The sequence below is a fragment of the Escherichia sp. KS167_9B genome (assembly GCF_030295215.1).
In the GTDB taxonomy this organism is placed as follows: domain Bacteria; phylum Pseudomonadota; class Gammaproteobacteria; order Enterobacterales; family Enterobacteriaceae; genus Escherichia; species Escherichia coli_F.
Map to the genome: position 1 here is coordinate 1,462,867 of NZ_AP025754.1, position 16,617 is coordinate 1,479,483.

At 45.0% G+C, this 16,617-nt stretch carries 15 protein-coding genes and 1 pseudogene; 4 read left to right on the top strand and 12 right to left on the bottom strand.

Translation table 11 applies throughout. The features are described 5' to 3' along the window. The 7 genes from hflD to QUE34_RS07300 form a co-directional block, all read right to left on the bottom strand. A complete protein-coding gene (gene hflD / locus QUE34_RS07270; protein ID WP_001297479.1) occupies window positions 1–642 on the bottom strand; it encodes a high frequency lysogenization protein HflD in 642 nt (213 codons plus the stop codon). Between the two features lie 35 nt (window positions 643–677). Beyond that, window positions 678–1,784, bottom strand: a complete 1,107-nt coding sequence (mnmA, locus tag QUE34_RS07275; RefSeq protein WP_001353282.1) for a tRNA 2-thiouridine(34) synthase MnmA — start codon at window positions 1,782–1,784, stop codon at window positions 678–680. 53 nt (window positions 1,785–1,837) lie between these two features. After that, window positions 1,838–2,299, bottom strand: a complete 462-nt coding sequence (nudJ, locus tag QUE34_RS07280) for a phosphatase NudJ (protein ID WP_000476093.1) — start codon at window positions 2,297–2,299, stop codon at window positions 1,838–1,840. Window positions 2,300–2,308: 9 nt separating this feature from the next. Beyond that, entirely contained in the window at window positions 2,309–2,947 is a 639-nt protein-coding gene (gene rluE / locus QUE34_RS07285; RefSeq protein WP_032302880.1) for a 23S rRNA pseudouridine(2457) synthase RluE, read from the bottom strand. Between the two features lie 232 nt (window positions 2,948–3,179). Further along, window positions 3,180–4,357, bottom strand: a protein-coding gene (locus QUE34_RS07290; RefSeq protein WP_152895938.1) for an IS3 family transposase whose coding sequence is annotated in 2 segments (ribosomal slippage) — window positions 3,180–4,099 and window positions 4,099–4,357 — 1,179 coding nt in all. Because the reading frame shifts where the segments join, the coding sequence is not laid out codon by codon here. Between the two features lie 184 nt (window positions 4,358–4,541). Then, the gene (locus tag QUE34_RS07295; protein WP_032302882.1) at window positions 4,542–4,877 is read right to left on the bottom strand and encodes a DUF1493 family protein; all 336 of its coding nucleotides are present in this window, start codon (window positions 4,875–4,877) and stop codon (window positions 4,542–4,544) included. After that, the gene (locus QUE34_RS07300; protein WP_000381622.1) at window positions 4,877–5,326 is read right to left on the bottom strand and encodes an STM2901 family protein; all 450 of its coding nucleotides are present in this window, start codon (window positions 5,324–5,326) and stop codon (window positions 4,877–4,879) included. The genes QUE34_RS07295 and QUE34_RS07300 overlap by 1 nt, the downstream gene beginning before the upstream one ends. A gap of 574 nt (window positions 5,327–5,900) precedes the next feature. Here QUE34_RS07300 and icd point away from each other — a divergent pair. From icd to trkG, 4 genes and pseudogenes are all read left to right on the top strand, one after another. Beyond that, window positions 5,901–7,151, top strand: a complete 1,251-nt coding sequence (gene icd, locus QUE34_RS07305) for an NADP-dependent isocitrate dehydrogenase (protein ID WP_000444487.1) — start codon at window positions 5,901–5,903, stop codon at window positions 7,149–7,151. 386 nt (window positions 7,152–7,537) lie between these two features. Beyond that, window positions 7,538–8,905 carry a hypothetical protein gene (locus tag QUE34_RS07310; RefSeq protein WP_103254012.1) on the top strand — a complete coding sequence of 456 codons (1,368 nt, stop codon included), beginning with the start codon at window positions 7,538–7,540 and terminating at the stop codon, window positions 8,903–8,905. 312 nt (window positions 8,906–9,217) lie between these two features. Then, a pseudogene (locus QUE34_RS07315) lies at window positions 9,218–9,607 on the top strand (transposase); the annotation flags it as partial. A gap of 251 nt (window positions 9,608–9,858) precedes the next feature. Then, a complete protein-coding gene (gene trkG / locus QUE34_RS07320; protein ID WP_001360580.1) occupies window positions 9,859–11,316 on the top strand; it encodes a Trk system potassium transporter TrkG in 1,458 nt (485 codons plus the stop codon). Window positions 11,317–12,050: 734 nt separating this feature from the next. Here trkG and iraM read toward each other — a convergent pair. From iraM to bluF, 5 genes are all read right to left on the bottom strand, one after another. Further along, window positions 12,051–12,374: an anti-adapter protein IraM gene (gene iraM, locus QUE34_RS07325; protein WP_032302885.1), complete on the bottom strand. Its 324-nt coding sequence runs from the start codon at window positions 12,372–12,374 to the stop codon at window positions 12,051–12,053. 235 nt (window positions 12,375–12,609) lie between these two features. Beyond that, window positions 12,610–12,870, bottom strand: a complete 261-nt coding sequence (locus QUE34_RS07330; RefSeq protein ID WP_050486594.1) for a biofilm development regulator YmgB/AriR family protein — start codon at window positions 12,868–12,870, stop codon at window positions 12,610–12,612. Window positions 12,871–13,700: 830 nt separating this feature from the next. Beyond that, window positions 13,701–14,105, bottom strand: a complete 405-nt coding sequence (locus QUE34_RS07335; RefSeq protein ID WP_000373092.1) for a DUF1398 domain-containing protein — start codon at window positions 14,103–14,105, stop codon at window positions 13,701–13,703. A gap of 220 nt (window positions 14,106–14,325) precedes the next feature. Continuing rightward, complete coding sequence (gene bluR / locus QUE34_RS07340; RefSeq protein WP_000332295.1) at window positions 14,326–15,057, bottom strand: DNA-binding transcriptional repressor BluR; 732 nt, start codon at window positions 15,055–15,057, stop codon at window positions 14,326–14,328. Between the two features lie 204 nt (window positions 15,058–15,261). Continuing rightward, window positions 15,262–16,473 carry a blue light-responsive regulator BluF gene (bluF, locus tag QUE34_RS07345; RefSeq protein ID WP_032302887.1) on the bottom strand — a complete coding sequence of 404 codons (1,212 nt, stop codon included), beginning with the start codon at window positions 16,471–16,473 and terminating at the stop codon, window positions 15,262–15,264. Window positions 16,474–16,617 lie beyond the last annotated feature (144 nt).

Consider the following 16,617-nt stretch of genomic DNA (forward strand, 5'->3'; position numbering starts at 1 on the left):
TCACAACTCCGGGGTTAAATGAGCAAGAATTTGTTTTGCCTGAGTGGTCAGGCGATTACGAGAAAACATCAGTTGCAGACGTCCGCCGCCGACCTGGTGCCAGAGCACGGCGGCGCGAATGCCTGCCAGCAGGGTGGCGCGGACTTTCGCCTGCACCTGTGGGCTTTGCAGTACAGCAGGAGATCCGGTGACCTGAATGCGCGGGCCTAGCGGGCTAATCACATCAACATAAATAGCGGCCATCGCGCTCATCAGCGTTTCGGACTGTAGATCGAAGTGTTCGAGCTGACGTTGCAGGCCGTTGATGCGGTTGCCCAGAGTGTCGAGCGCACCTTTCGCTGAGGAAAGTTTGCGCTCAAGCACCATCAGGCTAAGGGTGTAGCGGGTTAACTCAGCATTTAAGCCCTGGCGACTGCTGGCGTTGAGCACGCCGAGCAATGTTTCCAGCCCGACGCGCAGGTTAGCTTCGCTGCCGCCAAAAACCGCCAGCGTGGAGCTGGGGTTCATATCGATAATACTGTTGAGTGAGACGTGTAGCGCATCGGCATCACAATGCCCCTGGTGAGCGAGTTGTTGCACCAGGCGTGCCGACTGACAAATTCCGGCCAGGGCGAGGGTGATGTCATAGTAATTCTTTGCCACGTTCACTGCTTCCTTGTTGTAATTAAAGACAATAATCAGACCGGCAGCGGCAGACGCTGCTCAATAATACCGCCACCGAGGCACACTTCACCGTTATAGAAGACGGCAGACTGGCCCGGCGTCACGGCGGCAACCGGCTCATCAAAAATCACTTCAATGCGATCGTCGTCCAGCGCCTTGACGGTGCAAGGGATGTCGGTCTGGCGATAGCGGGTTTTTACCGTGCAACGCATAGTGCCGGTGAAGGGTTCGCGATCGACCCAGTGCAGCTGCTGGGCAATCAGACCGACAGACATCAGACGCGGGTGTTCATGGCCCTGCGCAACAATCAGAATGTTGTTTTCGACGTCTTTATCGACCACATACCACGGTTCTTCAGTGCCTTCTTTGGTGCCACCGATACCCAGACCTTTACGCTGACCGAGGGTGTGATACATCAGCCCCTGGTGCTCGCCAATTTCATCGCCGTCAACGGTAATGATTTTGCCCGGTTGCGCCGGGAGATAACGGCCCAGGAACTCGCGGAATTTACGCTCGCCAATAAAGCAGATCCCGGTAGAGTCTTTTTTCTTCGCGGTAACCAGACCGAGATCTTCAGCAATCTTGCGCACCTGCGGCTTTTCCAGTTCGCCGACCGGGAACAGGCTTTGCGCAATCTGCTCATGGCTGAGCGTATAAAGGAAGTAGCTCTGGTCTTTATTGCTATCCAGACCACGCAGCAGGCGGCTTTTGCCATCGACATCGGCACGACGAACGTAATGACCGGTAGCGATATAATCGGCACCTAAATCTTCAGCGGCAAATTCGAGGAAAGCTTTAAATTTGATCTCTTTGTTGCACAGAATATCCGGGTTTGGCGTGCGACCGGCTTTATATTCGGCAAGGAACAGTTCGAAGACGTTGTCCCAGTACTCGGCAGCAAAGTTAACGGTGTGCAGTTCAATGCCGAGCTTGTCGCAGACAGCCTGGGCATCAGCCAGATCCGCTGCCGCCGTGCAATATTCCTCACCGTCATCTTCTTCCCAGTTCTTCATAAACAGGCCTTCGACCTGATATCCCTGTTGTTGCAACAGCCAGGCAGAAACGGAGGAATCGACACCGCCGGACATACCGACGATTACTTTTTTTGCGGTTTCAGACATTGGATCACTCACGACATTGAACTTCAAGGCGGCGTATTCTATCACGCAGCCTTTTAGATGACACCCTTTGTAAAAGGCCAGTTAAAATCGCCAATCATCTCCAGCGGATAGCGTTGCCCACTTTGATAACAACGAATACTTTCCGCCACCAGCGGCGAACGCAGATTTGACGCCTGTAAAATTTCTTCGGCGCTAACCCAACGGCAGCAGTCGATATCGCTGTCATGAGGCTGGGTTGGACATATTTGCTCAAGCTCAATGGCAAAGAGGAAACGCAAAAACGGCGTTTTATCAGGCGCAATCCACTGATGCATACGAATAAAGTGTTGCGGCTGCGCGCTGATGCCCGTCTCTTCCCACAGCTCACGGGCGGCGGCTTCCACTAAGGTTTCATCGGCTTCCAGATGCCCGGCGGGCTGGTTCCATAACGCTTTACCATTAATCGTCTCTTCAACGACTAAAAATTTGCCTTCTGCGTGCACCACGCAGGCAACGGTAACGTGCGGTTTAAACATTTTGCGTCCTTAATCTGTCGCTTCTCGCCATTCGCCATTGGCAAGATTATCCAAAGAGTAATCACCCATCGCATAGCGAATCAGTCGCAGCGTGGGAAAACCAACATGGGCGGTCATGCGGCGCACCTGGCGATTACGTCCTTCATATAAGGTGATCTTAAGCCAGCTGGTGGGAATACTTTTTCGTTCACGAATTGGCGGATTACGGGGCCATAACCATTCCGGCTCCTCAACCATCTCCGCACCTGCGGGCAGGGTAGGGCCATCATTTAAGGTTACGCCATTGCGCAACGCTTCAAGGGCGTCTTCCGTGGGAATACCTTCTACCTGTACATAATAGATTTTCCCGGTACGTTTACCCGGCTGGGTTAAACGCGCCTGCAAAGCGCCGTTATTGGTCAGCACCAGTAACCCTTCGCTGTCGCGGTCGAGACGACCTGCCGCATACACTCCCTGAACCGGGATGAATTCTTTTAATGTTTTGCGTCCGGCTTCATCGGTGAACTGCGGAAGAACATCGTAGGGTTTATTGAACAGGATCACACGCGTGGGCTGGTTTTCAGGTTTTCGCTTAGTTGAGTGTTGCGAGTTTAGTCGACTAACCTGTTTTTTTCTAAAAGAAGATTTAGAATCGCTAAAGTATTTCATGGTAAATTCCAAATAGAGCTATACGCAGAGGGTAGCACAGTGTCGGATTGCATTGGACTTTAAAGGTACTCGTTAGAGGTTCAGGGTTCAGGCTCTTCAGCGCGGTTTCATCAATACCTGGGTTAGTGAGCAGCGGTTGTGTGGCTGCATGGTGATAAATATGGCCCAATGAACACATTTTACATTGATGAATTGAATAAATACTGGTATGAAAAATAGTGTTTTGTAGTGGTCAAGTAATATTGGCCACGGTTTTACAGTAAAAACGGTATCTGTTCTCTGATTCTTCCGGCGTCAACCCACCGTTGTAATGGTGAGGCCTGACGCTATTGTAATAATTCAGGATATAACCGCTAATTTGTTGCCGGGCCTCGTCCTTGCCTACGTAACCATCCGTCGGCACCCATTCTGTTTTCAGACTGCGGAAGAAGCGTTCCATAGGGCTGTTATCCCAGCAGTTTCCCCGTCGGCTGACACTTTGCTTTATCCTGTAACGCCAGAGAAGCTGTTGATATTTCAGTCCTGTATACTGACTTCCCTGGTCGCTATGGAACATGACGTCCCGCGGCTGACCACGCACCTCATACGCCATCCGCAAGGCACTGCTTATCAGTGCAGTATCGGCATTCGCTGACAGGCTCCAGCCGATAACCCTGCGGGCAAAAAGATCCATGACGACCGCCAGATAGCACCAGCGATTTCCTGCCCAGATATACGTAATATCTCCGCACCATACCCTGTCTGGCTCCGGTACAGCGAACTGACGCTCGAGCAGATTCGGCAAACACGTATGCTCCTGACAGGCATTTTTGTATTGATGTTTTCCGGGCTGACAACTGCTCAGGTTCAGGTATTTCATCAGCCGTCCGGCACGATAACGGCTCATCGGGACGCCGTTTTGGGTCAGCATTTCAGCCAGCGTGCGCGCGCCTGCAGAGCCCCGGCTCTGGTTCCATGCCCGGCGTATTTCGCTGCACAACCTGACGCGAGCCGAATTAACCGTATCGCGTCGTTTTCGCCAGTACCGGTAACTGCTACGGTGTATTCCCAGTGCGGAACAGAGGCTGACAACTGAGTGGCTGTCACTCAGTCTGGAAACTATCGTAAACCGTTCAGTGAGTCGGACATCAAGAGCGCGGTAGCCTTTTTTAATATCGTATTTTGTTCCTCCAGTCGGCGAACCTGCTTTTCCAGCTCGCGAATACGTTGCTGTTCAGGGGTAATGGGTGTTGCAGAGGGCGCAATACCTTGGCGCTCTCGCCTGAGCTGACGTACCCAGCTCTCAAGCGTGGTAGAACCGACATTCATCGCCTCACTGGCTTGTCGATACGAATAGCCCTTATCAACAATCAGCTGTGCACATTCCAGCCTGAACTCAGGGGTGAAAGTACGTTTGGTTTTCTTGTTCATTAAGTCACCTGTTTTGTGTTGAGGTGAGAATATCACCTTTAATCAGGTGGCCAAATTTACTGTGCCACTACAGTTTCTGTATTACTGATGGGTGACAGCACTTCACTGTTCAAGTTCAGGATGATGCTTTACCACTACCATCATCAGCAGTAATAAGAGGGGCATCGCAGCCTTCTTTTTTATTCTACTGATACAGCCATTTTCCCGCTTCTGCTGATTCTGCAAACATCCGTACAGTTAACGGTAAACGTGTTGTTTCTACCTCTTCCCGCTTGAGTTTGAACCATCGTTGAAGCAATGGTGCAGACTCCCACGGAAGGTAAAAAGACCAGTCCAGATTATCCAGGTTAATCCCAAACCTCTCTTTGTATTTCCGTATAGCGTCCTCTAAATCATCTCGTGGATAGTCGAACAAATCAGAGTCCAGTTCTAACGGAATTTCCTTCCCGTGGTCATCCTGATAACCTGGAATCTCATCACGGAACAGTGCTAAAACTTCGTCTGTGATTGTTGTCGCCATTAGAAGGAAGTCCACTTAATACGGTCTTGAGGTTTGGCAATCAGATTGTATTTTTCCTGGGTACGAGTCGAAACCCTGTAAAGACTCATCGACAGTGAAGCCCAACCAATCCACGGGACCCAACGAGCGATAATTGCAGCAAGCTTATTAGATTTCTGCATCCTTACACCCACTGGTGTATGAACAGAAATACCAAAAGGCATGCGTGCATCTCTCATCAGTATACGCGCATACTTTGAGACAACACTTGTTCCCAGGGTTGCTCCTTGCGGCTTCGCTCTTGTACCCAGCCACGGTTGACCAGATAAGATTGCTGCACCTGATACCGAATCAATCCCCAATTCCTTACAGAATTCTTCAAGGAATATGACGTTGAGTAGTTCTATTTTGGACAGGTTCGGGTGTCCTCTGTAGAAATATGTTCCATTGCGTTCTTCGGTAGTATCCATTTTTCAACACTCCATTGTTATATGGTGTTTCTGTTACTTGAAGTTGATTTCTTCGGTTGCAGCAGAACCAGTAAAGGCAACGAGTGTCACAGCTATCAGTGCAAAGCGTTTCATGTGAACCTCAAAAAGGGTGGATGCCATAATTTACTCGTTGCTTGTCGCTTCAACCATGACTTTTGATAATTTTCCCAATAGTGCTCAAAGTGAGTTAGTCGCTGAATCGAGTAATGTCAAATTTTGACCAAATAGCACCCTGTTAGTTATCTCTGGTGGTTTTGTTATTGCTTAAAATCTGGTGTAAATAATTGATATTTAATATTTTATTTGAAGGCTGGTAAAATACTGTCTTTGGTCTAAAAGAAGTTTTTTGCATGGTATTTTCAGAGATTATGAATTGCCGCATTATAGCCTAATAACGCGCATCTTTCATGACGGCAAACAATAGGGTAGTATTGACAAGCCAATTACAAATCATTAACAAAAAATTGCTCTAACGCATCCGTATCGCAGGACGCAAACGCATATGCAACGTGGTGGCAGACGAGCAAACCAGTAGCGCTCGAAGGAGAGGTGAATGGAAAGTAAAGTAGTTGTTCCGGCACAAGGCAAGAAGATCACCCTGCAAAACGGCAAACTCAACGTTCCTGAAAATCCGATTATCCCTTACATTGAAGGTGATGGAATCGGTGTAGATGTAACCCCAGCCATGCTGAAAGTGGTCGACGCTGCAGTCGAGAAAGCCTATAAAGGCGAGCGTAAAATCTCCTGGATGGAAATTTACACCGGTGAAAAATCCACACAGGTTTATGGTCAGGACGTCTGGCTGCCTGCTGAAACCCTTGATCTGATTCGTGAATATCGCGTTGCCATTAAAGGCCCTCTGACCACTCCGGTTGGCGGCGGTATTCGTTCTCTCAACGTAGCTCTGCGCCAGGAACTGGATCTCTACATCTGCCTGCGTCCGGTACGTTACTATCAGGGCACCCCAAGCCCGGTTAAACATCCTGAACTGACCGATATGGTTATCTTCCGTGAAAACTCGGAAGATATTTATGCGGGTATCGAATGGAAAGCTGACTCTGCCGACGCTGAGAAAGTGATTAAATTCCTGCGTGAAGAGATGGGTGTGAAGAAAATTCGCTTCCCGGAACATTGCGGTATCGGTATTAAGCCGTGTTCTGAAGAGGGCACCAAACGTCTGGTTCGTGCCGCGATCGAATACGCAATTGCTAACGACCGTGACTCTGTGACCCTGGTGCACAAAGGTAACATCATGAAGTTCACCGAAGGCGCGTTTAAAGACTGGGGTTACCAGCTGGCGCGTGAAGAGTTTGGCGGTGAACTGATCGACGGCGGCCCGTGGCTGAAAGTCAAAAACCCGAACACCGGCAAAGAGATCGTTATTAAAGACGTGATTGCTGACGCATTCCTGCAACAGATCCTGCTGCGTCCGGCTGAATACGACGTTATCGCCTGTATGAACCTCAACGGTGACTACATTTCTGATGCTCTGGCAGCGCAGGTTGGCGGTATCGGTATCGCCCCAGGCGCAAACATCGGTGACGAATGCGCGCTGTTTGAAGCCACCCACGGTACTGCGCCGAAGTATGCTGGTCAGGACAAAGTTAACCCAGGCTCTATCATCCTCTCCGCTGAGATGATGCTGCGCCATATGGGCTGGACTGAAGCCGCAGATCTGATTGTTAAAGGTATGGAAGGCGCGATTAACGCGAAGACCGTAACCTATGACTTCGAGCGTCTGATGGAAGGCGCTAAACTGCTGAAATGTTCAGAGTTTGGTGACGCGATCATCAAGAATATGTAATCACTACATGTGTTAAATATTGAAACGGGCGTATAACACGCCCGTTGTTTTTTTGTTAGCATGCTAACGGTTATCAAAATTTTATCAAAACTCCCCTGCTAGTTTGGGGTAGTGTGGTCTGTCCAATGACTGCTCTACTGCCTAAGTCCCTATTCTCTTTTCTTTTAAACTGCGGTAAAGACCGGAATGCAACGGATCTGTATTAATAAAATAATAATGATCTCCCGTCTGGCGTTTAATGGCACGACGGTTATGCTCCCTGTTTGCTGACAGGCCCCGGCGCTGTGCGAGTTAAATAAACAGGTCTGCAGCTCTCCAGGGGGAGCCGTGGGCAAACACGGCACGATCCGGAATATCAACCCCCCTGAGAAAAAGGATTGTATTATATGGTAACACCATGCCGCATTAACGCGGCTGTGACACTGTCCCAGCTCCTGCAGAGCCAGGAAAGTTGCAGGACTCATCTGCGGGAGATGATAAATTTAATTCACAGAAATACGGACTGTAGCACGATGAGTTCTGACCAGATTAACGAACTGGCGGATGTCATGGCGACCGCACTGCAGCCAAATCAGATGGCTAAACTGCCGGATAATCCAGACATGCCTAGGGCGCGTGGTCTGCAAATTCCTGAGTCGTTCAGTTTTAGTTTTTCCGACCACACCATTACCTTCACCAACACGCATATGGATTTTAATGGGGACAATTGCGTGAATATTATGGTCAGCAAGGATGGGAGGAGTGCCTGTGGCTATGCTGATTGTTATCTGTTTAACGCCTTTGTCACAACACTGGTCTCACGCAGTCGCCAGCCCGGAATAGATGATTTCAGCCCTTCTATCACAGAAGAAAAACAACGGGAAGGAGTGAATTACATGCTAACGCCATGCTACTCCAACCTCGCCATGGGCGCGACATTGCCCCGGCCCCTGCTGCTGCTCCAGAGCAGCGAGAAAATTCTGAATCAGATGAAAAATTTAATCATCGAGAATACGGACGAGGCTAACGAACTGGTAGTTGCCATGACGAATGCACTGTTTACGTACCGGGCGGAGGTGGGGGCTGACCCGCAACTCACTAAGCTTTTCACTGAGCCGTTCAAGTTTAGTTTCTGTTTTTCCGGCCACACCATCACCTTCACGAAAACTATTAGTAATAGCAAATTAGTGAATATTGATGTCACTGATGGCAGTGTGAAGGTCTGTGGAAGTGTGGATAGTGCCCGATTTCACGCCATTGCCGCGACACTGTTGTCACATAACCAGCCAGAATCACTTGATTTCAGGTCCTCCCTCTCCGCACTGTCGGAAGAAAACCTGAGTGCGAAACATGAGACAGTCCCGCAACGTCGCGTCAGGGTAAGGTCGAAAGTTGCCATAAAGCTCCCCATTCCCTACGAGGTTATCCGGAAATGGTCGATGATGACCTCGGATGAGCGGCGCAACGTCGATTTCAATAAGTGGTGTGAGAGCCACAACATCCGGCCGTGCACAGCACGTCATTACCTGAATTTGAGCAAGGACGGATTAACCTGGGTGGGCCGAGCGAAGCTGAACAAACCAGAGAAATGGAACAGAGTTACCAAAAATCTCGTCCGGGAATGGTCGAAGATGCCCCAGGTTCAGCGGGAAAAGATCAAGGGTGTTAAGGGGTTTTGTACTGACCACAGCATTAATATATTCACTGCCAGAAAATACATGACAGAGAATGGGCTTACCGAAAGGGGCAAGAGCAGGATAAAGAAAGGTTCGTAAGGATCCGGTAAATTCGCGTTACATAATCATCAGCCCCTTAAATCGAAATCATAGTGGAGGGGCTTTTTTGAATAAATCGTACTTTTACTGAGTTTAAGGATCAGACCACACATCATCTGCCAACACGGCTCGTCCCGTTACAAAGCAAAAGTTAGAATCACCAACTGGCACATCAATAACAGAGCTCTTATCAACCGAGGCCCCTCCCTGTCTGGTTGCACGAGGAGGTGATTTCGGATTGGTATAAGTCAGCAATGCCTTCTTCCCAAGGGCGACCTCAGCATTCAGCGTAACGGATGTAGAGGTGTAGCCGGATTAATCCGGCAAACCCATCAAAAAATCAGGACAGCAGCAGACGGAGTTTACGCCTCTCGGCTCTGTTACGAGCAGCTGCGCCGTGTGAAAATCAGCGCGCTCATCCCACCCCAAAAAGGAGCGGGTTACTGGCCCGGTGAGTATGCCGACCGTAACTGTGCAGTCGCGTATCAGCGATTGACCGAGGGTAATTCCCGGTGAAAATGGACAAAAGATTACAATCGTCGCTCAATAGCGGAAACGGCAATGTACAGGGTAAAACAGTTATTCTGAGGTTCTCTGATGCTGCTAGATTATGATAGGCCGGTTGCAGAGGCTTTGGTCATGGTGCATACGCTGAACATAATGACGAAGGTAGGTATGCCAGAAAGTGTTCATACTGCCTGAAGATACAACCTGCTCAGGGGGATACTTACCGAAAAATTATTTATTCGACAAAGCCCCATAGGGAGCGACTTGTAATGATGCAGGCCCAGCGGGAAGGCTCAACAATACATAACCGAACAGTGTTATAATAAGATTCATTTTGCTGATTGTTTCATAAGGACCAGTGAAGTAAGATCTAAGAAGAGTTAAAATTTATACAGTATAATCATGACATTGCAGTAAGGTGGTTATAATTGAAAGAACATTTGGATATGAATACATCTCATGTAAGAGTTGTAACTCATATGTGTGGGTTCTTGGTCTGGCTCTATAGTCTTTCAATGTTACCACCAATGGTTGTAGCATTGTTTTATAAAGAAAAAAGCTTGTTCGTTTTTTTTATTACTTTTGTTATATTTTTTTGTATTGGTGGCGGAGCGTGGTATACCACTAAAAAATCTGGCATTCAATTACGCACCCGTGATGGGTTTATTATAATTGTAATGTTTTGGATTTTATTTTCTATTATTAGCGCATTTCCATTATGGATTGATTCAGAGCTTAATTTAACGTTTGCTGACGCGCTGTTTGAAGGGGTTTCCGGAATAACAACAACAGGAGCAACAGTAATTGATGATGTCAGTTCATTATCTCGGGCATATTTGTTCTACCGGTCACAATTAAATTTTATAGGCGGTTTAGGGGTTATTGTTCTGGCAGTTGCTGTGTTGCCATTATTGGGTATTGGTGGTGCAAAACTTTATCAGTCAGAAATGCCAGGACCATTTAAGGATGACAAACTGACTCCACGCTTGGCTGATACGTCGCGGACACTTTGGATAACTTATTCTTTATTAGGCATTGCCTGTATTGTTTGTTATCGACTTGCAGGAATGCCGTTGTTTGATGCTATTTGTCATGGACTTTCTACAGTTTCTCTTGGCGGTTTTTCAACTCATAGTGAGAGTATCGGTTATTTCAATAATTATTTGATTGAACTGGTGGCGGGCTCTTTTTCTCTGTTATCGGCTTTCAACTTCACTCTTTGGTATGTTGTTATAAGCAGGAAAACAATAAAACCCTTACTCAGAGATGTTGAACTTCGTTTCTTTTTGTTAATAGCTTCAGGTGTTATCATTGTTACCTCTTTCCAGGTCTGGCATATAGGTATGTATGACTTAACTGGAAGTGTTGTTCATTCGTTTTTTCTTGCTAGCTCCATGCTCACTGATAATGGTTTAGCTACGCAGGATTATTCAAACTGGCCCACACATACGATAGTTTTTTTGCTGCTGTCAAGTTTTTTTGGGGGATGTATAGGCTCAACGTGCGGCGGAATTAAATCACTTAGATTTCTTATACTTTTTAAACAAAGTAAACACGAAATAAATCAGCTTTCTCATCCCAGAGCATTGCTTAGTGTAAATGTAGGAGGGAAGATTGTTACAGACCGCGTAATGAGGTCTGTATGGAGTTTCTTTTTTCTTTATACTTTCTTTACAGTGTTTTTTATACTGGTGCTAAACGGTATGGGATATGATTTCCTTACATCATTTGCGACAGTCGCTGCATGCATTAATAATATGGGGCTGGGTTTTGGGGCTACCGCATCCTCATTCGGTGTTCTTAATGATATTGCAAAATATCTCATGTGTATTGCTATGATTCTTGGTCGACTTGAAATTTACCCTGTTATTATACTATTTTCAGGATTTTTTTGGCGTTCTTGATATATAGTTAATTTATGATTGTGAATTTTATAGTATGTTGACCCCCTCATATGGACTGGACCCATAGGATTATTACCATCTCCGATGTGAAGTTGATAAAAAAATGCCTCTTTCTTACGCGAAATATCATCATTTCATCTGACGTGAATGCTGATAGTATCCAGGCTTGAGAAGCAAGCAGGCTACTCACTTAGCCTCGACGCCTCCTATTTACCATAAGAGACATCGAAATAACATTACAGTACAGTTTTTGCCCATCGCCTTCTGCGAAGTTTAGGAATGCAAGATGTTGCAGTGAGTCTTGTTCCACAGCGGGAACAGACAGCACCATGAGGTTGATTTAACTCAGGTTTATAGGTTGTAAAATTAAAACTTTGGCTTGAGCAAATCGGGCAGCAAAATTTAAGATTGGGGATAGCCCCTCCTGCCGGTTACGTTGAAACCTAAGGTTAGTTCAGAAGGTAGAAAAAAGATAGGTAACTACGTTAAATTAATAGCATTAAACACTAAAAATATAAACTCTGACGTCACATACATATCATTGTTTGACCACTCGGTAGAGGAACCAGAAACAAGTATTATGGGTTTAGTGCAGCTTCAGGTGTTGAATCTGGATTCAACGAATACATTCAGCACCATGCCTTCAAATAAAACAAAATCATAGCGCCCCTCTACGAAGGGGCAGTTTTTGGTAGATTTATCTATAGCATATAGGGAAGGTTAAATAACCCCCATTACTTGAGACCATGTGGACATATTTGCATAATGCAATTCTTATGCAGGCATTTATTCGTAATTTTGTTTGATTCTGTAGGACACTCTTGACTATTTTTGATTAAATTCCATAAGTTTTTGTTGAATAGCGCCACGTTAAAAATACTGATCGGATATTCTTTATCCTCGAGTATAATACCTGACTTAATAACTGTAAATATGCTGCCAGGTGGGATAAATATATTTGAACGATACCAAATGATCATTTTCATATCGCTCCATATGACTGAAAAATATATACCACACGAAGGTTGTATTACAGTATCAATTACTATACACTTCATTTCTTCGCCTTATTCTTCTGTTCCAATGATGTTGATAAAGAATATCAATATATTCAGCTCAGATGAGGTTGAATGCAAAGGTGGTTTGTTCTTTATTTATATTTAAAGTTTTTTTCTATCACGGACGTTAGAGAAATATGCCAATGCATAATCTCTTTCCCCGCACTAATAATTAAATATGAATATAATCGCTAGTATCCGGGCACTCTTCGTGTATTAAAACTCCTGAGATGACTTAAATATCGTCTAATGTAAAAATAAGCACCACTTCCAAAGCATTCCTGATAATATCTTTTTCAACAATGTCATCAGCAGATGATAAAAATGAAAGCAATTTCAGTATAATGCTCTTGTTATCCACGTGTTCGTTGTAAAGATATAAATCTCTAACTGCCTTATCAATTGCAAGTTTTTCTTCTGAAAGCCGACTATCATATTTATTCAAATATGCGTATAGGTTCATTTCAAAGTTCATTCCTTGACTTTGCATAGACATAATTGACTCCCAAGGATTTAATTAAGAATTTTATCTAAATGAAATTTAAAACAAGGGATCTCAACAGAGGCTAAACAAAATGAAATTTAGTAATATGATTAAATAATTCATTCCGTTATAGTTCTGTTTAGTCAGGACGATATATATTTAATTCAAAGAAGATTTGTAAACAAAGCATAGCTTTTATGCTGGTTTGTGCCACTTTGCCAACCCCATGGTTGGCTTTTTTATATAAAGATCATAAGGATGACTATCTTCCTGACATGATGAAAAGGTTTCAATTATTGGGCTTTATAGTATCGGTTTGACCGTTATGAGCAGCGTTAACTCGTTCCTGATAATATTAAGGTAACGTGATAATAACTAAGCCAAAACGCATAAAAAGCGCTTACTTTGCGTCCTTCATAATGGCCAGTAACGAATAGGTCGAATAAGGTAGGATGATTAAGAAACAGTTCCAGCAGCGGTATGATATCCAGATGCGCGCAAGCGTTCTTATCTGGCTGTGTTCAGCCATGTTTGGTGGAGTTAGCCGGAGATAATTCTAAGGCAGGAGGTATGCAGTACATGCTATCAAGAATATGTTAACGCTATACCTATTAAGTACTGAACGGGCATATAACACGCCCGTTGTATTTGTGGGTTTGATAGCTGCAAGAAAAGTAACGTATCAGAACGGCAAAGGAGGCGTGTCAAATGTCAGATTTATAGAATTGGTCGGCTGAACAATTATGGATAACAATAAAAAGGGAGTTCTGATAAGTCATAGAAAGTCCTCTTTTTTGTTATTTTACTGAATTATGATAGATCTCTTATGTGTTAAAACTTTGCTAGATTAATGGCTTGTTATTTTCCACATCTTCAACATACAACAGCGTATTATCAATAGCGTAGTAGCCGCGTTTATTGTTATTAACATCGGTTACCCAGCGGAAAACGCCAGCACTTGCCAGTGTTGTACAATACTCCCAAAATGTAGAGTTCCCAGAAATATGAAGCAATGCCGCCTCTTTAATTTTTTCTGGGTTTTTGGTTGTACTGACTTTTAACAGGCTACGGTTTCCTCTTAATAACAAAACTGTTTCATCGTGAGTAATAATTCTGATGTTATCCGTAGCCAGATAATAAATGTAATGCACAATACGGTGATGTTTTAACTCTGAATAAAACCAGGAAAAGTTTTGCTCTTTTCTCACTTTTTCAAACATCTTTTGAAAAACAACGACCTGATCCATCAGGATAATAACCTTTTGTTAGTTGTGAGAGTGCGTAGTGTGCACGATCGGTTTTCTCACTTCAAGCTGGTCTGTCCTTTGGCTGTGATATGTACAAAGTGTGAAAGGGGGGTTACCTGAATTCTCCCGGTGAGCATTTTGCAACGGATCAGCTCCGGTACAAACGCTGTTGTGGGTTCAGATTATAAGATTCTGTCTAAGGGGCGGGATAAAGGTGAAATTAGGGGGCATGAAAGATGACGTTATAACCTTGCTCACCCCAGTGTTGTAAAAGTTCGTTTTGCCTTCTCGTTGGTGCCATGCCTGTCCAGACAATCAATGTTTGCGTCGGGAACAGTTCCGGGCGCGGCGATTCAATGGGATCAGCAAGGACAGAAATATGCCATCCTGACAATGATAAACGCCATGCTTCCAGCCACAATCGTGCTCTCTCTTCAACATTCCACGCCATTAGAATGGCTTCTTTACCGGGCTTACGGCGCATTTCGAAAAGTGAGGCTGCTGCGTATTCAATTAATGCGCCGTCAAATATACTGCTCATAATGCGGGAGGTGTTGTGATCAAGCACGAGACGCTGACGAACAGGAAGGTAAACATGATTAATCAATTGATCTACCGGGTACTCTCGACCCAGTGAAATAATTCTCGCGCGTAGTTTGGCAGGATTAGCCATACGAAGAATTGACATCATTTCTTCTTGCAGGCGGCTCCAGTCATCTTCCGTATCCTGGCTGGTGGTTTCCAGTAATGCTTTAACTTTGCCTACAGGGACGCCATTACTTATCCAACGCTTGATCTCTTCGATGCGTTGTATGTCTTCTTCATCAAAGAGTCGGTGTCCGCCTTCACTGCGCTGTGGTTTTAACAAACCGTAGCGGCGTTGCCAGGCCCGGAGAGTGACAGGATTAATCCCGCAACGTTCAGCAACATCACCAATGCTGTAATAAGCCACAATTCCTCCTTGCGCTCATAAATCTCCGTCGCCTGTACACGACCCAATAATACTTTGTACAATATACGCTAAAATTGTACAAAGTATAAATAAGATTTCAGCTAAATTGGATAAAACATTATTTTTAATGTGGATTAAATTAAAACATAACGTATTCATTTTCACGATGATTTCCAGAAATCATGTGAAATAATGTGCTGAAAATTATTTTTTCTCCGGCCACGCAACTGAAGGGATACCATTCAATTTAGCTTTGGCAAACAGATCTCCCTGAAACATCTCAATTCCTGCAGATTCAAGCCACATCCACTCTTCTGGTGTTGCCACACCCATAGCAGAGACTTGAATTTCAAGTGATGTACAGCATTTTATGATCGCCTGAATAATTGCCTGCCGAGGCCCGCTTTTATGAACATTGGTAATCAATTCCTGACTGATTTTAATTCTATCAGGCTGGAAGCGTGACAGGAGTAACAAACCGGCAAAACCTGTGCCAAAATGGTCAATTGCTACACTCATACCGGTAGCCTTAAGTGATTTAACAGCATCGGCAAATTCATCAAACCGAGATATGACCTCACTTTCAGTAAATTCCACGATAATTTGTTCAGGCACCAAACCATTGGCCTTTATTTCATCAAGTAAAAAAGAGACCGCGTCAGGCTCGTTAACCAAGGTCATAGGTAATAGATTGATTGAAATCATTTTATCACCGAGCTCAAGTGCGTGTGCCATCGCGAATGCAAGCGCCTTACTTTTGAGATCCGCTTTGTAGATTTCCCCGTCTTTACGCTGCCCAACCGCTATAGCTGATGGGCTATCTTCATTTTTTTGCACAATGGCTTCAAAAGCGATTATTCGCCGCGATAAGGGATCGACAATAGGATGAAAGGCAAAGTGGTCGTTTATAGTTGGTGAAAGGGTACAGGAATCAAGTTCTTTATCAGAACCGTCAGCGATAAAAAGCCAGGAGTCTTCAGCAGGGATCTCGAAATAGGTTGCTTGTTCGGTTGCAAGGACAAAAGTACGAAAAAATTGTAGCGCTCTGTCATCATAAGTTAGCTGAAATTTTGATGTGCCTTTGTCGAATACGGCCTGTAAAACGTCATCTCGCTCGTGCAGGCGCAAATCAAATAATTCCATTCCCGCTTTGCCAAAACGGCGAGCAGGCGCGTAATCGCACAGCAGCTCAACAATATTATAGTGCCGTGGATCCTGGCATATGGCCCGATAAATCATTTGAACCTGTTCTTCCGGACCTTCCAGAAGTTGAAAAAAATGTGAACCATTAAACAGTAAAATCCCTGTTACGTCAGACCGCATGTTTCTGCGATTTGCTATCGAAACCATTTCTTCGATTTTTTTGACAGGTTCGTCGTCACGTATATGGCTACGATAAATAAGGGTAGTAAGCATTAATAGTCCAGGGTAATGGGCGAGGCGAGAGTATGACGGTAACAGACATATCTTCTGGTGTCTTGCTTTTAATACTAAAACATAACTATTTATTTACATTGTTAAAAAATAGAAAAATTTGAAGATGAGTTCGTTTGGAATCTT

Excerpts from the sequence above, each read along its gene's own strand:
- icd (WP_000444487.1), top strand. The coding sequence starts at position 5,901 with ATGGAAAGTAAAGTAGTTGTTCCGGCACAAGGCAAGAAGATCACCCTG.
- QUE34_RS07295 (WP_032302882.1), bottom strand. The coding sequence starts at position 4,877 with ATGGCGACAACAATCACAGACGAAGTTTTAGCACTGTTCCGTGATGAG.
- mnmA (WP_001353282.1), bottom strand. The coding sequence starts at position 1,784 with ATGTCTGAAACCGCAAAAAAAGTAATCGTCGGTATGTCCGGCGGTGTC.
- QUE34_RS07330 (WP_050486594.1), bottom strand. The coding sequence starts at position 12,870 with ATGTCTATGCAAAGTCAAGGAATGAACTTTGAAATGAACCTATACGCA.
- nudJ (WP_000476093.1), bottom strand. The coding sequence starts at position 2,299 with ATGTTTAAACCGCACGTTACCGTTGCCTGCGTGGTGCACGCAGAAGGC.
- QUE34_RS07300 (WP_000381622.1), bottom strand. The coding sequence starts at position 5,326 with ATGGATACTACCGAAGAACGCAATGGAACATATTTCTACAGAGGACAC.
- iraM (WP_032302885.1), bottom strand. The coding sequence starts at position 12,374 with ATGAAGTGTATAGTAATTGATACTGTAATACAACCTTCGTGTGGTATA.
- QUE34_RS07310 (WP_103254012.1), top strand. The coding sequence starts at position 7,538 with ATGGTAACACCATGCCGCATTAACGCGGCTGTGACACTGTCCCAGCTC.
- bluF (WP_032302887.1), bottom strand. The coding sequence starts at position 16,473 with ATGCTTACTACCCTTATTTATCGTAGCCATATACGTGACGACGAACCT.
- QUE34_RS07335 (WP_000373092.1), bottom strand. The coding sequence starts at position 14,105 with ATGGATCAGGTCGTTGTTTTTCAAAAGATGTTTGAAAAAGTGAGAAAA.
- trkG (WP_001360580.1), top strand. The coding sequence starts at position 9,859 with ATGAATACATCTCATGTAAGAGTTGTAACTCATATGTGTGGGTTCTTG.
- rluE (WP_032302880.1), bottom strand. The coding sequence starts at position 2,947 with ATGAAATACTTTAGCGATTCTAAATCTTCTTTTAGAAAAAAACAGGTT.